18 protein-coding genes, 1 other RNA gene and 2 pseudogenes are annotated in these 17,477 nt (G+C 49.5%); 3 read left to right on the forward strand and 18 right to left on the reverse strand.

Annotation, left to right across the window (positions count from 1 at the left end; translation table 11 throughout):
* Window positions 1-355: 355 nt before the first annotated feature.
* Complete coding sequence (gyrB, locus tag C7N83_RS08775) at window positions 356-2,749, forward strand: DNA topoisomerase (ATP-hydrolyzing) subunit B (RefSeq protein ID WP_106742074.1); 2,394 nt, start codon at window positions 356-358, stop codon at window positions 2,747-2,749.
* A 53-nt stretch (window positions 2,750-2,802) separates the two neighbouring features.
* Here gyrB and hpaC read toward each other — a convergent pair whose 3' ends face one another.
* From hpaC to rplM, 6 genes are all read right to left on the reverse strand, one after another.
* Window positions 2,803-3,303: a 4-hydroxyphenylacetate 3-monooxygenase, reductase component gene (hpaC, locus tag C7N83_RS08780; RefSeq protein ID WP_106742075.1), complete on the reverse strand. Its 501-nt coding sequence runs from the start codon at window positions 3,301-3,303 to the stop codon at window positions 2,803-2,805.
* A gap of 14 nt (window positions 3,304-3,317) precedes the next feature.
* Complete coding sequence (gene hpaR / locus C7N83_RS08785; RefSeq protein WP_106742077.1) at window positions 3,318-3,755, reverse strand: homoprotocatechuate degradation operon regulator HpaR; 438 nt, start codon at window positions 3,753-3,755, stop codon at window positions 3,318-3,320.
* A 353-nt stretch (window positions 3,756-4,108) separates the two neighbouring features.
* Window positions 4,109-4,621, reverse strand: coding sequence for a protein disulfide oxidoreductase (locus C7N83_RS08790; protein WP_106742078.1), 513 nt, complete (start codon window positions 4,619-4,621; stop codon window positions 4,109-4,111).
* A 59-nt stretch (window positions 4,622-4,680) separates the two neighbouring features.
* A complete protein-coding gene (locus C7N83_RS08795; RefSeq protein WP_106742080.1) occupies window positions 4,681-4,929 on the reverse strand; it encodes a GlsB/YeaQ/YmgE family stress response membrane protein in 249 nt (82 codons plus the stop codon).
* Between the two features lie 279 nt (window positions 4,930-5,208).
* Complete coding sequence (rpsI, locus tag C7N83_RS08800) at window positions 5,209-5,601, reverse strand: 30S ribosomal protein S9 (protein ID WP_106742082.1); 393 nt, start codon at window positions 5,599-5,601, stop codon at window positions 5,209-5,211.
* 9 nt (window positions 5,602-5,610) lie between these two features.
* Window positions 5,611-6,042, reverse strand: a complete 432-nt coding sequence (gene rplM / locus C7N83_RS08805) for a 50S ribosomal protein L13 (RefSeq protein WP_106742083.1) — start codon at window positions 6,040-6,042, stop codon at window positions 5,611-5,613.
* Between the two features lie 168 nt (window positions 6,043-6,210).
* Here rplM and C7N83_RS08810 point away from each other — a divergent pair.
* Window positions 6,211-6,869: pseudogene (locus C7N83_RS08810) on the forward strand (transposase).
* A gap of 104 nt (window positions 6,870-6,973) precedes the next feature.
* Here the strand turns inward: C7N83_RS08810 and ssrS are convergent.
* The 4 genes from ssrS to C7N83_RS08830 all read right to left on the reverse strand — a co-directional run bounded on the left by ssrS (window position 6,974) and on the right by C7N83_RS08830 (window position 8,906).
* Window positions 6,974-7,153, reverse strand: a non-coding RNA gene (gene ssrS, locus C7N83_RS08815) — 6S RNA.
* 5 nt (window positions 7,154-7,158) lie between these two features.
* On the reverse strand, window positions 7,159-7,464 hold the full coding sequence (locus tag C7N83_RS08820) for a cell division protein ZapA (RefSeq protein WP_106742085.1): 306 nt from the start codon (window positions 7,462-7,464) through the stop codon (window positions 7,159-7,161).
* A gap of 9 nt (window positions 7,465-7,473) precedes the next feature.
* Entirely contained in the window at window positions 7,474-7,800 is a 327-nt protein-coding gene (locus tag C7N83_RS08825) for a hypothetical protein (protein ID WP_106742087.1), read from the reverse strand.
* A gap of 116 nt (window positions 7,801-7,916) precedes the next feature.
* On the reverse strand, window positions 7,917-8,906 hold the full coding sequence (locus tag C7N83_RS08830; RefSeq protein WP_106742088.1) for an NAD(P)H-dependent glycerol-3-phosphate dehydrogenase: 990 nt from the start codon (window positions 8,904-8,906) through the stop codon (window positions 7,917-7,919).
* 329 nt (window positions 8,907-9,235) lie between these two features.
* Between C7N83_RS08830 and C7N83_RS08835 the strand changes: the two genes are divergently transcribed.
* Window positions 9,236-10,414, forward strand: a complete 1,179-nt coding sequence (locus C7N83_RS08835; RefSeq protein WP_106742090.1) for a cytochrome-c peroxidase — start codon at window positions 9,236-9,238, stop codon at window positions 10,412-10,414.
* Between the two features lie 65 nt (window positions 10,415-10,479).
* On the opposite strand, the gene C7N83_RS08840 is transcribed toward C7N83_RS08835, so the two are convergent.
* The 8 genes and pseudogenes from C7N83_RS08840 to C7N83_RS08880 all read right to left on the reverse strand — a co-directional run bounded on the left by C7N83_RS08840 (window position 10,480) and on the right by C7N83_RS08880 (window position 17,214).
* A complete protein-coding gene (locus tag C7N83_RS08840) occupies window positions 10,480-11,022 on the reverse strand; it encodes a lipocalin family protein (protein WP_170064871.1) in 543 nt (180 codons plus the stop codon).
* A gap of 262 nt (window positions 11,023-11,284) precedes the next feature.
* Window positions 11,285-11,578 (reverse strand): annotated as a pseudogene (locus C7N83_RS08845) (transposase); the annotation flags it as partial.
* A gap of 85 nt (window positions 11,579-11,663) precedes the next feature.
* Window positions 11,664-12,359: a M48 family metallopeptidase gene (locus C7N83_RS08850; RefSeq protein ID WP_106742093.1), complete on the reverse strand. Its 696-nt coding sequence runs from the start codon at window positions 12,357-12,359 to the stop codon at window positions 11,664-11,666.
* 3 nt (window positions 12,360-12,362) lie between these two features.
* On the reverse strand, window positions 12,363-13,097 hold the full coding sequence (locus C7N83_RS08855; protein WP_106742094.1) for a lysophospholipid acyltransferase family protein: 735 nt from the start codon (window positions 13,095-13,097) through the stop codon (window positions 12,363-12,365).
* Window positions 13,098-13,127: 30 nt separating this feature from the next.
* A complete protein-coding gene (gene gmhB, locus C7N83_RS08860; RefSeq protein WP_106742096.1) occupies window positions 13,128-13,700 on the reverse strand; it encodes a D-glycero-beta-D-manno-heptose 1,7-bisphosphate 7-phosphatase in 573 nt (190 codons plus the stop codon).
* A 43-nt stretch (window positions 13,701-13,743) separates the two neighbouring features.
* Entirely contained in the window at window positions 13,744-14,187 is a 444-nt protein-coding gene (locus tag C7N83_RS08865; protein ID WP_106742097.1) for a DUF7832 domain-containing protein, read from the reverse strand.
* 137 nt (window positions 14,188-14,324) lie between these two features.
* On the reverse strand, window positions 14,325-15,584 hold the full coding sequence (locus C7N83_RS08870) for a BaiN/RdsA family NAD(P)/FAD-dependent oxidoreductase (RefSeq protein WP_106742103.1): 1,260 nt from the start codon (window positions 15,582-15,584) through the stop codon (window positions 14,325-14,327).
* 388 nt (window positions 15,585-15,972) lie between these two features.
* Window positions 15,973-17,214 (reverse strand): aromatic amino acid transporter, encoded by a 1,242-nt coding sequence (locus C7N83_RS08880; RefSeq protein ID WP_106742101.1) that lies wholly within the window; start codon window positions 17,212-17,214, stop codon window positions 15,973-15,975.
* Window positions 17,215-17,477 lie beyond the last annotated feature (263 nt).

Here is a 17,477-nt window from a genome sequence, read left to right on the forward strand (position 1 = left end):
ATTCGGGTTTGTATCCGCCCCATACTTTTCGATTTCGGCGCAATTGTTTGCACTGCTTAGTATGGCGGCTACGGCCGGCCTTTCGGAAAGATTATGTTTGATTTTGCCGTGCTGCCGCGGGTCTTTGATATTGGCGGAGATGGCGATAAGTGGGTTCATACGGGCATTATGCCATGATTTGCTTCATGTGATTGCATACGTAAAGGCTGAAATGTCCAGCAAAATCAGGTATAATAACCCGTTATTTGCCGTTTGGTTGTGCTGTTGGCCGATATTGGTTCGCGCCACGGGAGCAAACGCTCAAAAAAGCATTCGGACGGCCTGTTTTTTTATTCAGTTCCAAAAGATAAAGATTATGACCGACCAAAAACACGAAGAATACGGCGCAGACAGTATTCAAGTCTTAGAAGGCTTGGAAGCAGTGCGCAAACGCCCGGGCATGTATATCGGCGATACGCAGGACGGCAGCGGCCTGCACCATATGGTATTTGAAGTGCTTGACAATGCGATTGACGAAGCCTTGGCCGGTCATTGCGACAAAATTACCGTCACTATACACGCTGATAATTCTGTCAGCGTATCCGACAACGGCCGCGGCATGCCGACCGGTATCCACCCGAAAGAAGGCCGCTCGGCTGCCGAGGTGATTATGACTGTGTTGCACGCGGGTGGTAAGTTTGACAACAACAGCTACAAAATTTCCGGCGGCCTGCACGGCGTGGGTGTGTCGGTAGTGAATGCTTTGTCTGATTGGGTGGCACTGACCATCTTCCGCGACAGCAAAGAGCATTTTGTTAAATTCGTGAACGGCGTGGCGGAAAAACCCTTGGCCGAGCTCGGCTCGTCCGACAAAAAAGGCACAGTGGTGCGCTTCCGTGCCAGCGAAGAGACATTCGGCAATGTGGAATACAGCTTTGACATCTTGGCCAAACGTATCCGAGAATTGTCGTTCCTGAATAACGGTGTCGACATCGAATTGACCGATGAGCGCGACGGCAAACATGAAAGCTTTGCCCTAAGTGGCGGCGTGGCTGGTTTCGTGCAATACATGAACCGTAAAAAAACGCCGTTGCACGAAAAAATCTTCTATGCCGTCGGCGAAAAAGACGGCATGAGCGTGGAATGTGCCATGCAGTGGAATGACAGCTATCAAGAATCAGTACAATGCTTTACCAACAATATCCCGCAGCGCGACGGCGGTACCCACTTGGCGGCTTTGCGCGGCGTGATGACGCGTACCTTGAATGCCTATATCGAAGCCAATGAAGTAGCGAAGAAGGCCAAAGTCGAAACTGCCGGCGACGATATGCGCGAAGGCTTGACTTGCGTGTTGTCGGTGAAATTGCCTGATCCGAAATTTTCATCGCAAACCAAAGACAAACTGGTGTCGAGCGAAATTGGCCCGGTGGTAAACGAAATCATCAATCAAGCCCTGACCGAATTTTTGGAAGAAAACCCGAACGAAGCCAAAATCATTACCGGCAAAATCGTCGATGCTGCCCGTGCCCGCGAAGCCGCGCGTAAAGCCCGTGAAATTACCCGTCGCAAAGGTGTAATGGATGGTTTGGGCTTGCCGGGTAAACTGGCCGACTGTCAGGAAAAAGATCCGGCCTTGTCAGAATTGTACTTGGTCGAGGGTGATTCTGCCGGTGGATCGGCCAAGCAAGGCCGTGACCGCAAATTTCAAGCGATTTTGCCGTTGAAAGGCAAGATTCTCAACGTGGAAAAAGCGCGTTTTGAAAAAATGCTGGCCAGCCAAGAAGTGGCTACCTTGATTACCGCATTAGGTGCCGGCATCGGTAAAGAAGAATTTAATCCTGAAAAACTGCGCTACCACCGCATCATCATCATGACCGATGCCGACGTCGATGGCGCGCACATCCGCACGCTGTTGCTGACCTTCTTCTACCGCCAAATGCCTGAATTGGTCGAGCGAGGCTACATCTACATTGCCCAGCCGCCTTTGTACAAAGCCAAATACGGCAAGCAAGAGCGTTATCTGAAAGACGAATTTGAAAAAGAACAATGGTTGTTGGGCTTGGCGGTTGATAAAGCCAAACTGGTTTCAGACGGCCGCACCATCGAAGGCGAAGAATTGGCGCAAATTGCTAAGCAATTCTTATTAGCCAAAACCGTGATTGGGCAGGAAAGCCGCGTGATTGACAGCTTGGTGCTCAATGCCATGCTGCATGCGCAACCGGTCGATTTATCGACAACAGAAAGCACCGACAAAGCGATTGCCGAACTGAGCAGCCTGCTCAACGATCAGGAAATTGCGTTGCAACGCATCGGAGGACACCAAGAAGGCAGCCATTTCATTAAGATTACCCGTCAGTTGCACGGCAATGTTGCCATCAGCTATATTGAGCCGAAATTCCTAAACAGCAAGCCATATCAAACCATCATGCAAACCGCTGCTTTGTTGGACGGCTTGGTCGGTAAAGAAGCCGTTTTAGTGAAAGGTGATGATGAGCAGCCGGTTACCAGCTTTGAAGAAGCCGTAGATATCTTGATGACTGCCGCGCAAAAAGGCATGAGTATCCAGCGATACAAAGGTTTAGGTGAGATGAATCCTGAGCAATTGTGGGAAACAACCATGGATCCGAACGTGCGCCGTTTGCTGAAAGTGCGTATTGAAGATGCTATTGCCGCTGATGAAGTGTTCGTGACTCTGATGGGTGATGAAGTCGAACCACGTCGCGCGTTTATCGAAAACAATGCCTTGATTGCGCAAAATATCGATGCTTAATTTGATCAATTGGGCAAAAAGCCGTCTGAAACAGTGTTTAAGACGGCCTTTTTCTATGCTAGGTATTTGAATTGTCTACGGAAATACAATAAAGCGGGTAAGGTGGTGTCGGCTACTTTTATTTCATTGAGATGAACATAAAAAATATAGTGCGTACCGATTTCGTGTTTCTCAATGACGCAGCCATGTAAATGAGCCAATGCGCCTTCTACTTCGAGTTGGCCGGTTTGGCCGCGATGCCAGATATGGTACTCAAAACGTTCTTCCGGCGAAAGATTGGTCATGCCGGCGAAATGTTCGGCAATGTCTTGCTGGCCGTCTGAAAGCGTGTTGATACATAAATCGCAGTTTTTCAGTAAAATAGGGACAATGGCGGCTTCACGGTTGATGCATAGCATAATGGTAGGTGGCTCATCCGTTACCGAAGTTACGGCCGTCATAGTAATGCCGTAACGTCCGGCCGCACCATCTGTTGTAATGACATGGACACCTGCTGCAGCGGAAGCCATGGCATCACGAAACAGTTGCTTAAGTGTGTGTATAGAATCAGTCATTCGGTGATAACTTTTTATTTTAAAGCCTGTTCGATTGCAGATAGCTCGGCCAATAGTTTTTGAAGCTCGTCCAATTTTTCTTTGGTGAAAATGGCTTCAATGGCATCGTAGCGGTCGTCAACTTGTGCACCAATGGTCTGATAAAGCTTTTCGCCTTCTTTGGTCAGCTTCAGATACACACGACGTTGGTCGTTGGAAGGTTTGAGACGAACGGCCAAGCCGGATTTTTCCAAACGGGTAAGAATACCGGTCAGACTGGGGCGCAGAATACAGGCTTTATTGGCCAAATCTTGGAAGTCTAATGTGCCGTTTTCGGCCAGTAAACGGATAATGCGCCATTGCTGGTCGGTAACGTTGGCTTGGTTCAGAATCGGACGAAATTGCGTCATCAAAGCTTCTCGCGCTTGAATCAGGGCAATATTGATGGATGCGTGTTTGGATTGGTTAGGCATGAGAAGTTCTCCGTTGTAATTAAGATTCAATCATGGAAGCATTGCAGAATGATAAAAACCTTGCGCCCAAGACTATGGAGCACCGTTGTGCAAAATTTATATTTGAAACAAACGGTACGCTGCTTTAGCTTTGATTGAATGCAATATTGTTTGTTTTGATGATAATAATAAGATTTTTGAGTTGTTTTATAAACCTATATTATTCTATTTTAGAAATAATCTCAATAGAATCATCAAGTATTAATGTTAAGATAATTGGTTTATTTTAAAAACACCAATAATCGACACATAATACCGGTGAATCTTTACGAATCTGTTTTATGTTTAAAATAATTGGTTGTTGGGTGTAAATGTCAATAGATGAGATCGCTGATGAGCATGCGCAGGCGTAAGCCCCAATAGCTGCTGATGCCGGTGGTGGAATGGAGCATTTGGCCGTTTTTCATTAAAACAATGGTCGGGGTAACGCTGATGTTCCATTGATGTGAAATCAGACCGTCTGAATCGTTGACGGTCGGAAAAGAAAGCCCATTGTGGCTGAGATAGTGCTTTAAAGCGGCGTTGTTGCCGGATTTTACGGCAATGCTGATGATTGGAATATGATTTTGATGGAGTTTTTCTATGGTGGGGGAAGTGTATTTGCAAATGCTACACCATGTTCCCCAAAAATACACTATGATGATGCGGTTTTGGCTTAGGTGACGGAGCGAGATGCTGTTTTGATGCAGGGTGATGAGGGTTTGATCGGAGAAAGAAACAGGCTGGTTCGGTTTGCGCCACCAATCAATAGCAACAGAGAGAACCGCAAAAAACAATGCGGCTTGTAAAAAAGATTTGAGGTAAGATAATGATAAGGTACGTTGCATATGGATGGATGAGCTTTACTACAAGAAAAACAGGCCGTAAACAGCCTGTTTTTTAATAATCAGCCTTTTTTTACGATACGTGTGTAAACAGCCAAAATGATAATCGCAAAGATAGTGGAGGCAATCCAGCCTGCGCCTTCGCCAACTTGATACCAGCCTAAGGTTTCACCGACTACTCTGGCCAGTGTGGCACCGGCAATACCCAAAATAGTGGTCATGATGAAGCCCAGTTTATCGTTACCCGGATGCAATATCTTTGCTAAGACGCCGACGATAAAACCTACAAGAATTGTGCCTAACCAGCCCATAATTTTCCTTTCATCATTTATATAATTTATATGTTTCCTGCCTGATATTGAAGTAGTGCGGATAGTTTCATCATACCGAGGCAGGAGGATTAAGTCTTTTTTATTGCATATTTTTTCAAAAAATTAAGATATTTTGAAAAAAGAAATTCTGTTTCCTCTGATAAGATGGTTTCTTAGCCGATATGCCGTTTGAAGTTTCGGGTACTCGGTTGGGGCAGGCAATAATAAAAAAGCCCGACAAATATGGCAGGCTTTTTTGAGATAAAATCTGAAAACGAATTAGCGTTTTGAGAATTGTTTTGCGCGACGTGCTTTACGCAAACCCGGTTTTTTACGTTCCACTTCGCGGGCATCGCGGGTAACGAGACCGGCAGCAGACAGGGCGGGTTTCAAGGCGGCATCGAAGTCAATCAAAGCGCGGGTAATGCCGTGGCGGATGGCACCGGATTGGCCGGTTTCGCCACCACCGATAACATTTACTTTGATGTCAAATGATTCTGCGTTTTCAGTCAGAACCAATGGCTGGCGAACCACCATGCGGCTAGTTTCGCGGGCGAAAAACTCGTCAACGGGGCGACCGTTAACGGTGATTCGACCGTTACCTTTGGTCAGGAATACACGAGCCACTGAACTTTTGCGGCGGCCTGTGCCGTAGTAGTATTTACCGTTCATGTCGTGTCCTTATTTCAATTCTAAAACTTTAGGTTGTTGTGCGGCATGGCCGTGCTCTTTGCCGGCATACACTTTCAGTTTTTTTATCATGGCGTAACCCAAAGGACCTTTTGGCAACATGCCTTTTACGGCTTGTTCCAAAGCACGGCCCGGGAATTGCTCTTGCATTTGGCGGAAGGAACGCTCATAGATACCGCCTGGGAAGCCTGAGTGACGGTAGTATTTTTTGTCTTCGCATTTGGCACCTGTCACGCGCAATTTCTCTGCATTGATCACGATGATGTAGTCACCGGTATCAACGTGAGGGGTGTATTCAGGTTTGTGTTTGCCACGCAGACGGTGTGCGACTTCGGCAGCAATGCGACCCAAAACTTTGTCTTGAGCGTCAATGACGAACCACTCGCGCTTCACCTCATGCGGTTTCGCTGAAAAGGTTTTCATAGTGGAAATCCAGATAGATATAGAAAGTTACAGATTTTAAAGTCAGTAAAGTTTTTTGTCAATCTTATTGAGATCGTCTGAAAGTAATTGTTTTAATAAAATAGCAATTAAAACGACAATAAAAGTTTTGAGGCTGAAGCAGATTAGCAGTCGTGCCAGACTGCAAAAATAAAGATAACCAATTGCAAATTAACAAAGAATGCCCAAAGAAAACTTCTCCGGTTTTTCGTACCGTAAGCCACCGACCGTGCAGCCGCTGATATTCTGGGTATCCAACCCGGTTGGGCTATGTTGTCCTACCGCAAAACCCGCCGGGTGACAGCCTGTCATTTGGCGCAGGAAGCCGGCGGGTTTTCAGAGGCCCTACCGGGCCGGACGGGGGTTATTTCGGCGGTCGGCGTAAGGATAAACGCGGACGCGCGGCAGCAGGAAAAGCGGCGGTATCCGGCACCTTAAAGCGGCAGGGAAAGGTTGGTACCGCCGTTGCGGGGGATAACGGGAAGGATACGTTATTTCCGGTTATCAAACAGCAAACAACACCTGACAGCATTGTTTATACCGGTAGTGACAGGGGCTGTGGCGTGCTTGATGCGGGCAGGTTCGCGCATCAGCGCATCAACCGTTCACGGTTTTTTGCAGACTGTCAAAACCCTATCGGCGGCATTGGAAATTGTTGGAACCGGGCGAAGTGCGTCTTGCGCAAATACAATGGGGTTGGCTGTAAACCTTTCCTGCTGTCCTTGAAAGGATGCGGGTTCCGCTTTGACTTTGGCGCACCGTCCGGGCAGCTTGAAATGCTGCGGAAATGGTGTGGTGTTTGGGGCTAATCTACGTCAGCCCCTAAGTTTTTTGATGAAAATTTGTTGTTTTTACGCGATTGAATGGAACAAAAGAAGCGATATTGCGAGGAATACGGCTTAACTTAATATGGGGAATCCCCGCACATGCCGTTTCGGCTGAATCCGCTTGAACCTTGTCTGACAAGGCGGCCACCTCGGGTAGTTTCGGGTTCATCTGCAAAAGACGATCACGCCTACTACTGCTCCCGGTAACCTGAAGCGAACTTATTGGTTCAAAGGAATATATGCCTTCGCGTACACTGCAGGGAAAAGAAAATCAATTGTTGTGTTCTAATCGGGACAATGCTTTTTCGCAAGCATCGCTCATATTTTTTATTTTACGTTGAAATTCGCCAATTGCCAAATCATCTTTGAGGCTAACCTTCAGTAGGTCGTGTACAACATTTAAAGCAGCCATGACAACGATTTTGTCAGTGCCGATGATGCGGCCGTTTTCTTTAATGGCTTCGCTTTTTTTATTCAGCATTTCAACGGCTTGGATAAGGGTGTTTTTTTCTTCGCTTGGGGTATTGATGGTCAGATTGACATTCATGATGTCGAGATTGACTTGTTCGATGCTCATGTTTTGTCCTTAATGTGAAGATTCTTCTTGTGGCAGGCGGGCGAGCAGACGACGCATTTCTTCGGTGCTTTGTTCCAATGCGCTGCGATATTGGTCTTTTTCGGCGGTGAGGCTGTCGATTTTGGTCTGCAAATCTTTTTTCAATTTGCCCACTTGCACCAACAAGGCTTCGCTTAATTCGTCAATGGCGGTTTCGTGTTCGTGCTTTTGTTGTTCCTGCTCGAGTTTGAGACGGTTGGTTTCTTCGTGTAAACGGCGGTTTTCGCCAATCAGCGTTTCAAACTTTTGGGTGAGTCGGTAAACGTTGATTTCCAGTTGGTTAAGGACTTGGTTCATGGGGAATCATTCGTGAGAAAAAGCAGTGGAGATAAGCATAGTGAGATGCTTGGCGGCTGTCAATGGAAGGCTGTCTGAAAAGTGTGAAATGTTTCAGACGGCCTTAAGGTTTCGTTTTATTCGAAACGTGCGCTGCGTCCCATCAAGCGGTCGGCTACTTGCTGCGGCGTCATTTCCTGACGGATCAATTGTAGCAGGGTTTGGGTAATCGGCATGTCGATTTGGTATTTGCAGGCGGTGTTGAACACTTCTTCGATGGTGCTGACACCTTCGGAAACGTGTCCGATTTCTTTGAGTACTTGGTATAGCTCTTTGCCTTCGGCCAAGCCCAAGCCGACCCGGCGGTTGCGCGAGAGTGCGCCGGTACAGGTCAGAATCAAGTCGCCGATGCCGGCCAAGCCCATCATGGTTTTCGGCTGCGCACCCATGGCGACGGCCAAACGGGTAATTTCGGCCAAGCCGCGGGTGACTAAGGCGGCACGTGCGTTCAGGCCGTATTCGAGGCCGTCTGAAAGACCGGTGGCAATCGCCATGACGTTTTTAACGGCTCCGCCCACTGCTACGCCAATCACATCAGTGCTGCCGTATAAGCGCATCACATGGTTGTTGAGCTGCTTAATCAACGATTCAGTCCATTCTTTGTTTTCAGAAGCCAGAACCACGGCGCAAGGCAATTGTTGTGCCAATTCTTGTGCGAAGCTCGGGCCGGACAAAACGCCGACGGTTTTGTTCTCCGATAATACTTCTTTCAGCACTTGGAAGGTCAGCAGGCCTGTGTCTTGTTCGAATCCTTTGCAGGCAGCCAAAACAGGAATGTCTGCCGCGCCGTTGGCTTTTAATAATTCTGCGCTGCTGCGCAAACCGGCAACGGAAGTCACGATTAACACCAATTCGGAATCTTTCAATGCATCGGACAAGTCGGTATGCGCGGTCAGGTTTTCCGAAAATGTGAAGCCCGGCAGGCTGTGTTTGTTTTCACGATCGTTTTGCAGATCTTGGATGTGTTGGGCATTACGTGCCCACAGAGCGACTTCGTTGCCATGTTGGGCAAAGTGGACAGCCAGTGCAGTGCCCCAAGAGCCTGCACCCATAACAGTAATTTTCATAGAAATCTTCCTACAATAGGATTTGCGTCTAACTTTAAAACAATCAGCCTTCGGGTGCAAGTGATCCGCCGTGATTTGCCGTCAAATAGGGGGGATTTTTAGAAATAAATACAAAATTTCAGCTATCTGATGTATTGGATTTGGCTTTGATGTTATCAAAATTGATTTACCGCAAAAAGCTGCTGGCCGAGTCTGATTATACTGTAGACATAATCAAAGCAATAACAAATAGCATTAATCACGTGTTGGATCATTATCAAACCTAACCACAGGGTTCGGCTGCTTCAAGTGGGCAGTGGTTTCTCTTTGGATATATAAAGGAATACGCCATGAAATACCAGACTTTCGGCAAAATCACCCTTTCTTTTGCTGTGTTGGCGGCATTGGCCGCGTGCGGCGGCAAACCGGCCGAACAAGCAGCCGCTCCGGTGGCTTCGGTGCCTGCAGCCGTTCCAGCTTCTGAATCTGATGCGGCACCAGCTTCGCAAGCTGTTTATGATAACAGCGGGGCATCGCAAGAAGACAAGGATTTGCTGCAACGCGCGCAAGGTATTTTCAAACCACTGCCTACGCCTGAAGAGATGCAGAAGCTGCGTCCTTTCACCCTTGAACAGGTAGAACTTGGCCAATCATTGTGGTATGAGCCGCGTTTGTCTAAAGGTAATACCGTGAGCTGTAACTCTTGTCATAATTTGGCCTCTGTCGGTGTGGACAATATCCCGACCAGCCAAGGCCACAAAGGCAGCTTCGGCGGCCGTAACTCGCCGACTGTGTTGAATGCAGCGACTTTGGGTATGCAATTCTGGGACGGCCGTGCGGCTGATGTGGAAGAGCAAGCGGGCGGTCCGTTGTTAAACCCTGTGGAAATGGCGAATGACAGTGAAGAAGCCGTGGTGGCTAAAATTGTGAATATTCCGGAATACCAAGCTGCATTTAAAACTGCCTTCCCGCAAGACGGCGTCATCAGCTTTAAAAACATCACCACCGCGATTGCCGCTTTCGAGCGCACATTGCTGACCCCGACCAAATGGGATGAATATCTGAAAGGCAACATCAATGCCTTGAACGAACAAGAACGTAAAGGCGTACGCTCGTTTATGGATAATGGCTGTATTGCCTGCCACACCGGCGTGAATTTGGGCGGCAACTCGTTCCAAAAATTCGGTTTGGTACAAGGCCCGTTCTGGAAATTCATTGAAGATCCGAACCGCGACAAAGGCCGCGCCGATGTGACCAAAAATGCAGCTGACGAATATTTCTTCCGCGTACCGGGCTTGCGTAATGTAGGCAAAACTTATCCTTATTTTCACAACGGCAGTATTTGGGAACTGGGTAAAGCCGTGAAGATCATGGGGCAGACGCAATTGGGTAAAGATTTGCCGCAAGAAGATGTCGACAACATCGTGGCATTCTTGCACACTTTGTCCGGTTCTGTTTCAGAAAAAGCACGCACCATGCCGGAACTGCCTTTGTCTAGCCCGATGGAATCGCATCCTGACAACAAATAATATGTGAATAAAACCAAAGGCCGTCTGAACGTTTCAGACGGCCTTTTCGAAGAGGTACCAACGATTTATTTTACGCTGTGCACCAGCTTGGAAACATCATAGCCTTGTTGTTTGGCTGTTTCGATGTAGCTTTGCAAAGTGGCTTCGTCCAGCTTCGGCGTGCGCGACAACACCCACATGTATTTACGGTTGGGTGTGCCGACCAAGGCGGTTTGGTAGTTTTCGTCCAAGCGCAGAATCCAGTAAGACGAGCGGGCGACCGGCACCCAATTTAATGCTTTGGGCAAAAACGAAATGAGCAGTTTGCTGCCGCTGTGGCCGACTTTTTTGACTTCCGCATCGGCACTCATGATGCTGCCGTCTTTTTTACGGCAGGAATTGGTGATTTTGACGACTTGCTTTTCCGTCAGCATATATTGAGCCTTCACATCGGCCACGCAATCGTCTTGGAAGCGCATCGGCAGGCGGACTTGTTCGTACCAAGTGCCCATGTAGCGCGGAATATCGACTTTCGCCACCGTTTGCGGTCTGGTCTGCGGCCCGGCGGCTTGGGTGGTGGTGGCAACAATGCCTAAAGACAAGGCGGCAAGTTTTACGGAAAAACGCATAATCATCCTTTCATATTGAGATTCGGAGACGTCCGTCAGGTTTCAGGCCGTCTGAAAGATATGGCTATAGCTGCTTAACTTAAAAATGACGACGTAGGATAGGTCGGATACCCTGTATCCGACCTTTGCCCGCAAGGGCGGACTTTACCCTAAATTTCAATTGCTTTCTTGCTTTTCAAGCAAATGTCGGATTCAAGAATCTGGCATCCGCTTTTGTCGTCATTATTAATTTAGGGGCTGTCCTGGATAACCAGGACAAATCCTAAATTAATAATTGTTTTAAAATAGAAATTTGAACTTTTATCCCGCTGTTGCCAAAACGCCGTTCACATTCCTTCGAATACAGCTCGAAATACGCTTTGGCAATACCGTTCAACTTGCGTCAATGCCGTTTTGCCTGATTCCAAAAATGCTTAATCCCGTTAATAGGGTTTTGTCTTTCAGCAAAATGTGTACCGTGATTGATATGAAAATGGGTAAATTCACCCATCTCTAACACATCATAACGGCGATAACAGTCTGTATAAACAATGCGGTCAGGGTTAACCTGCCCTCTTTGGGTATCGCCCCGGATACGCGTTTTCTGCCCGACAATCTGCGACGCAGACAAAATGAGAATACGCCCTAATGTACAATATGATTCAGTCTAATACAAACAACTCATTGCCGTGCGCCTTCAGCCATGCTTTGGCTGCTTCGGTGTACGGGGTGTGGCGTTTGACTAACGTCCAAAATTTCGCGCTGTGATCGGGATGGGGCAGGTGGCAGAGTTCGTGGATGCACACATAATCGGCAACAAATTCGGGCGCGCCGACCAGCCGCCAATTCAGGCGGATGCCGATGCGGTGGCGGCACACGCCCCAAAAGGTTTTGGCGTTGCTCAAGGCGGTTGCGGAAGGAAACATATTCATGGTGGCGGCATGTTGCGTCAAACGCGGCAGCAGATATTCGGTGGCACGTTCGTGTAGGAAACGGCGCAAGTGCGTTTGCTGTTGCGGCCAGCTGTTTTCAGGCAAACAGATTTCAGACGGCCTGACGGCAATGGTGGCTTGCAGTGTGTCGGTTAAGGTCGTCTGAACGCCTTGATACCAAATCCATGCCGGTTTTCCCGAATGGTCTGATGGCGGGTGAGAAGGTGTTCTGGCCAAGGTCCGGTACAGTAGTTGCTCGTTTTCCGACAGCCATTTGTGCAAACGCGCGGCGCTGAGAAACGGCGGAATATTGATGCTGACCGTTTGCCCGTCGATGGGGCGCAGAATCAGGTTTTTCTTGGCACTGCGTTTCAAATCGATGGTGATTTCGAGGCCGTCTGAAAGCGTGTGGGCAAAGCGCGGCATGTTTCAGACGGCCTTTTTCGGTGCGAACGGCCCCCGGCCGGTGATTTCGGCCTGACGTGCTTCAATCCAGCATTCGCATTCGGCCATCAATTCGGTTTCGCTGCCGCTGTCGTACCTAATCGGTTTGCCGATGACCACGGTGATTTCGCCCGGATATTTCATAAACGAATCTTTCGGCCAGAATTCGCCGCTGTTGAGCGCGACGGGGACGATGTCCATCGCAAACATTTTTGCCATGCGCGCACCACCGAGTTTGTATTTGCCGTGGGTGCCGGGCGGCAGGCGCGTGCCTTCGGGGAAAATGGAAATCCAGTAGCCTTCGTTTTTGCGCGCCAGACCCTGTCTCATTAATTGGTCGTTGGCTTCACGGCGGTTGTTGCGGTCGATGCCGATGGTTTTCACCAGTTTCAAGCCCCAGCCGAAAAACGGTATTTTAAATAACTCGCGTTTGGCGACATAAACCTGTGGCGGAAAGATTTCCTGTAAGGCCAAGGTTTCCCAGCCGCTTTGGTGTTTGGAGCAGATAATCGACGGCTTGGACGGGATGTTTTCCGCGCCGATTAAGCGGTATTTCAGGCCGATGATGTTTTTCAGCGACCAATTCAAAACCGACACCCAAACCTGTGCCATTTTGTGCGCGCCGCCGGGAATGGGCGCGGCCAGCAGCATAAAGGGAAATAATACAATCAGGCTGACGGATAAAATCAGCCAGTAAATCAGATTTTTAATCAATAGCATAAGTCATGTACGCTTTCGGTTCGGACGGCATTAAGCTTGGTCTTGTTTCAATTTTTCTTGCGTGATGTATTGCGCAAAAGCCAGCAGATTGTCGAAAATTTGCGTGTTTTCCGGCAATTCTTCTTGTTCCTGCAAGGTTTTTTTGCCTTTGCCGGTGAGTACCAAGGCCGGTTTGCCGCCGACGGCATCGATGGCCTGTAAGTCGCGCAAGCTGTCGCCTACCAGCCAGGTGTCGGCGGCTTGGGCTTGGAAGCGGTCTAAAATATCCCGAATCATGCCGGGCTTGGGTTTGCGGCAGTTGCAATTGTCCTCGGCTAAGTGCGGGCAGAACCAAATGCCGTCAATCACGCCGCCGGCTTGTACCGCCAGGCGGTGCATTTTGGCATGCATTTCGGTCAGGTCTTGCAGGGTGAAATATTTGCGGCCGATGCCTGATTGGTTGGTGGCCACGGTGACGGTGTAGCCTGCTTCGGTGAGAAAGGCAATCGCGTCCATGCTGCCGTCAATCGGAATCCATTCGTCAACGGATTTGACAAAGTCGTCGCGGTCTTGGTTAATCACGCCGTCGCGGTCGAGGATAATGAGTTTGTTGTTGGTGGGCATAGTGTGACTTTCAGACGGCCTTTTCCAACATGGCCGTGTCAGATTATTTTAAAGAATTTTTCCAGCGCTCAAAGGCTGTCTGAAAAACGGGTGCGAGCAGGGCGTAGTTTTCAGGTGTGTCGGCAACATGGTAGAAGCTCGGCAGTTGCGGCGTGTCGAGCGTGGTGATGTAGTCTTCCATAAATGCGCCGTACCCCTCGTCTTCATCATCGTAATAGAACTTGGTAAAGCGTTGGCCCGGCTCGGTAAAATCTTCGGGCGTGAGTGCGCTGCCCAGAGGGTTGCGCACAAATGCTGCACCGCTGAATGTGCCATCCAGCATGGAGGAGAAATCGGCTGCGGTTTCCGGCGCGGTCTGCCACACAGGATTTATCAGCCTTTGACCGGCGGCCCATTGGAAATACATGCCCATGTGGGTGGCGGCATGGTCGGGTGACAAATCGGCGGGGTAGTCTTCTTCGGTGTGGAATTGAAAGTGATCGTACATGGCAGGCTTTCGTTTATTTAGGCCGTCTGAACAGGGTTTCAGACGGCCTATTTTACCAGTAATCCGTTGCACTTCGCACCGGCAATATGAAATAGGGGGCGTATTCGATTTTCAGGCCATCTGAACGTGGTTTGCGCTTACACCGAGTCACGGAAGATGGCTTTGGCGGCGCAAACGGCAGACGACCATGCCCATTGGAAATTATAGCCGCCGAGCCAGCCGGTGATGTCCATTACTTCGCCGATGAAATACAAGCCCGGCTGCAGTTTGCTTTGCATGGTTTTCGGATCGATTTCTTTTACGTTGACACCACCGCGTGTGGCTTCGGCTTTTTTGTGGCCGTCTGAACCGCTGGGTAAGAGCGTCCATTGGTTCAGGCTTTGGCCGAGTTGGGCCAATACGGTATTGGGTATGTCCGCCCATTTGTGCGCGGCATACGGGGCGGACTCGGCGCGGGCAAGCCATGTGTCGAGCAGGCGTTCGGGCAGAGGCGGGCAGAGCGATTTTAAGGCGGTGTTGAGCTGGATTTTTTGGCTGTTTTTACCTTCGCACAATGCCGCGGTAAGATCGGTGCCGGGCAGGAGGTCGATGGCGAGAGTTTGGCCGCTGTGCCAATAGCTGGAAATCTGTAAAATCGCCGGGCCGCTCAAGCCTTTGTGGCGGAACAGCAAATCTTCATCGAATAACACACGAGCCTTACCGCTGCCTGTACTGATGCGTACCGGCAGGGTGATACCGGAAAGTTGGTCGTAGCCGTGTTCCGCCCAATGTTCGAAACGCAGCGGCACCAACGCCGCTTCGGGCGGTACGATGCTGTGGCCGAATTGTTTGGCCAGTTCATAACCAAACGGCGAAGCACCAATCGCCGGAACCGCCAAGCCGCCGGTAGCGACAATCAAGTTTTGCGCCTGAAATCCGCCGTGGCCGGTGTGTATTTTGAAACGCGGTGAACCAGGGGCAGGGAGCGTCTGAACCAGTTCAACGGCGCCTACCGTGCAAGCCGTGTGCCAAGAGACGTTGCCTTGCCCGCATTCATTTTGCAGCATGGTGATGATTTCCTGTGCGCTGCCGTCGCAAAAAAGCTGGCCTTTGTGTTTTTCGTGATAAGCAATGCCGTGTTTTTCCACCAAGGCAATAAAATCGGCGGCATGAAACTGCGCCAATGCATGGCGCACAAAGCGCGGCTGCTGCGACACATAATAGGCCGAACCGTCATGGCCGTCGAGGTGGCGGTTGGTGAAATTGCAGCGGCCGCCGCCGGAAATGCGGATTTTTTCACCGATTTTGGCGGCATGGTCAATCAGCGCAACACGGTGTCCGGACTGACCGATGCGTGCGGCAGCCAACATACCGGCGGCACCGGCGCCGATGATGACGGTGTGGAAAATGTGGGACATGGTTTGCTGGATAAAATCATCTGGGAAAAGCTTATTATCCGTGTTTTCAGATGGCATGGGGAAGATTTGTTGGAACCGTCCGAAAAGCTGTTTCAGACGGCATAAAAAACCTGGGTTTTGTATTTGTAACTCAGGTTTTTGTTTTGAATATGAAAAGTATTGAATAATCGAAGACGGTGTTTCAGACGGCCTAGGGCATCCTGACATTTCATTATGCGGTGGTTTTCGGCATAAAACCTGCCTACTGCGTTGGAAATACCCGCAAGGTGTCCGACTTTGCTGTGCCGGCTGGTGTTACCAGTGTCGCGTGTAAAACCGCCCTCTTTGAGTACTTGCCTTGTATAGGGCTTTTCTGCTCGGAAATCCACTTCGCAAACGAAATGTCAGATCAACCTTTAAATACTGGGACAATGCCTATTTGGCTCAAAATTTGCGCGGCGATGTTGATGAGGCCGAACGCGAATACCCATACCATCAGCCACGCGCCGCCGCTGATGCGGTAGCCTTTGCCGATGCCGAATTTTTGGCGTGATTTGTAGAGTAACATGGCAGGGATTAAAGCAGTCCATACTGTTGCGGCCAAGCCGACGTAGCCGATGGCGGTGATGAAGCCGGTGGGGAACAGCAGGCAGCAAATCAGCGGCGGCAGGAAGGTCACGGCGGCGGTTTTACCGCGGTCGGCGGCGGATTCTTTCCATTTGAAAATGTCGGCGATGTAATCGAACAAGCCCAATGTCACGCCCAAAAACGAGCTGGCAATCGCCATGTAGGCGAAGAATGACAATATTTTACCTATACTGCCGGTCGGAACGAATTTGGATAATGTTTCAATCAATACCGACACTTGGCCTTCCGCCGCAATCACGGGGGCAAACTCACTGCGCGGCAGGTTGCCCTGAATCGCCAATTGCCACAGCACATAAATCGCCAGCGCAATCAGCGTGCCGGTTTTCAAGGCTCTGGCGACTTTAGGTGCATCGCCGTTGAAGTATTTTAATAAACTTGAGACATTGCCGTGAAAGCCGAACGACGCTAAACACACCGGCAAAGCTGCGGCCACGTAAATCCAATAGCCGGTATGTGCTGTGGCTTGCGTGTCGAATAATATCGGCAGTTTCACCGTCAAAATCAGGCCGCCGGTTGCCCAGATAAAGGCGATGGCCATGCCGCCGATTAAAACGGTGGTCAGGCGGTCAACCAAGCGGGTGGATACCCACACACAAAACGCCAATATGCCGAAAAACACCAACTGCCCCACAGGCAGGGCGACTTCATTTCCTGTCAGGCTGCCCAAGCCTTGAGCTGTCAAGTCGCCGCCGACAAAAATATAAGCATAGGTCAGCAGATACAGCACAAATGCCACCGCCAGACCGTTAACCACATTCCAGCCTGTGCCGAGCAAGTCTTTCACCATGGTGTCGAAGCTCGCGCCGTGCGGATAATGCGTGTTCACTTCTAAAATCATCAGGCCACTGGAGAGCATGGAAAACCAAGTGTAGAGCAGCACCAGCAGCGAGCCGGCAAACCAAATGCCCGATGTGGCGGTGGGGTTGGCAAACATGCCGGCACCGATAATCGTACCGGCAATAATCATGGCTCCGCCTAAGAGTGACGGTTGTTTTGCAGACATAGTCAACTTTCTGGAAAAATGGTTTCAGACGGCCTGGAAGTCAGCAGCAGGTGCCAGGGCCGTCTGAAAATATTAATATTTGTAAAGGGTCTATTATGCCGTAAACCGGCGGTAAGGGAAACCAAAAGGCCGTCTGAAAATATTTTTTCAGACGGCCTGAGACCTTCGCAAAACCTTTCCCAACGGATAAAAGGTTACTATGATTACCAAATAACCCAACCTTTTCCCAAACCCCTAAATTCCCCTAAATTCCCCTAAATTCC

The organism is Neisseria iguanae, from assembly GCF_003013245.1.
GTDB classification, from domain to species: Bacteria; Pseudomonadota; Gammaproteobacteria; order Burkholderiales; family Neisseriaceae; genus Neisseria; species Neisseria iguanae.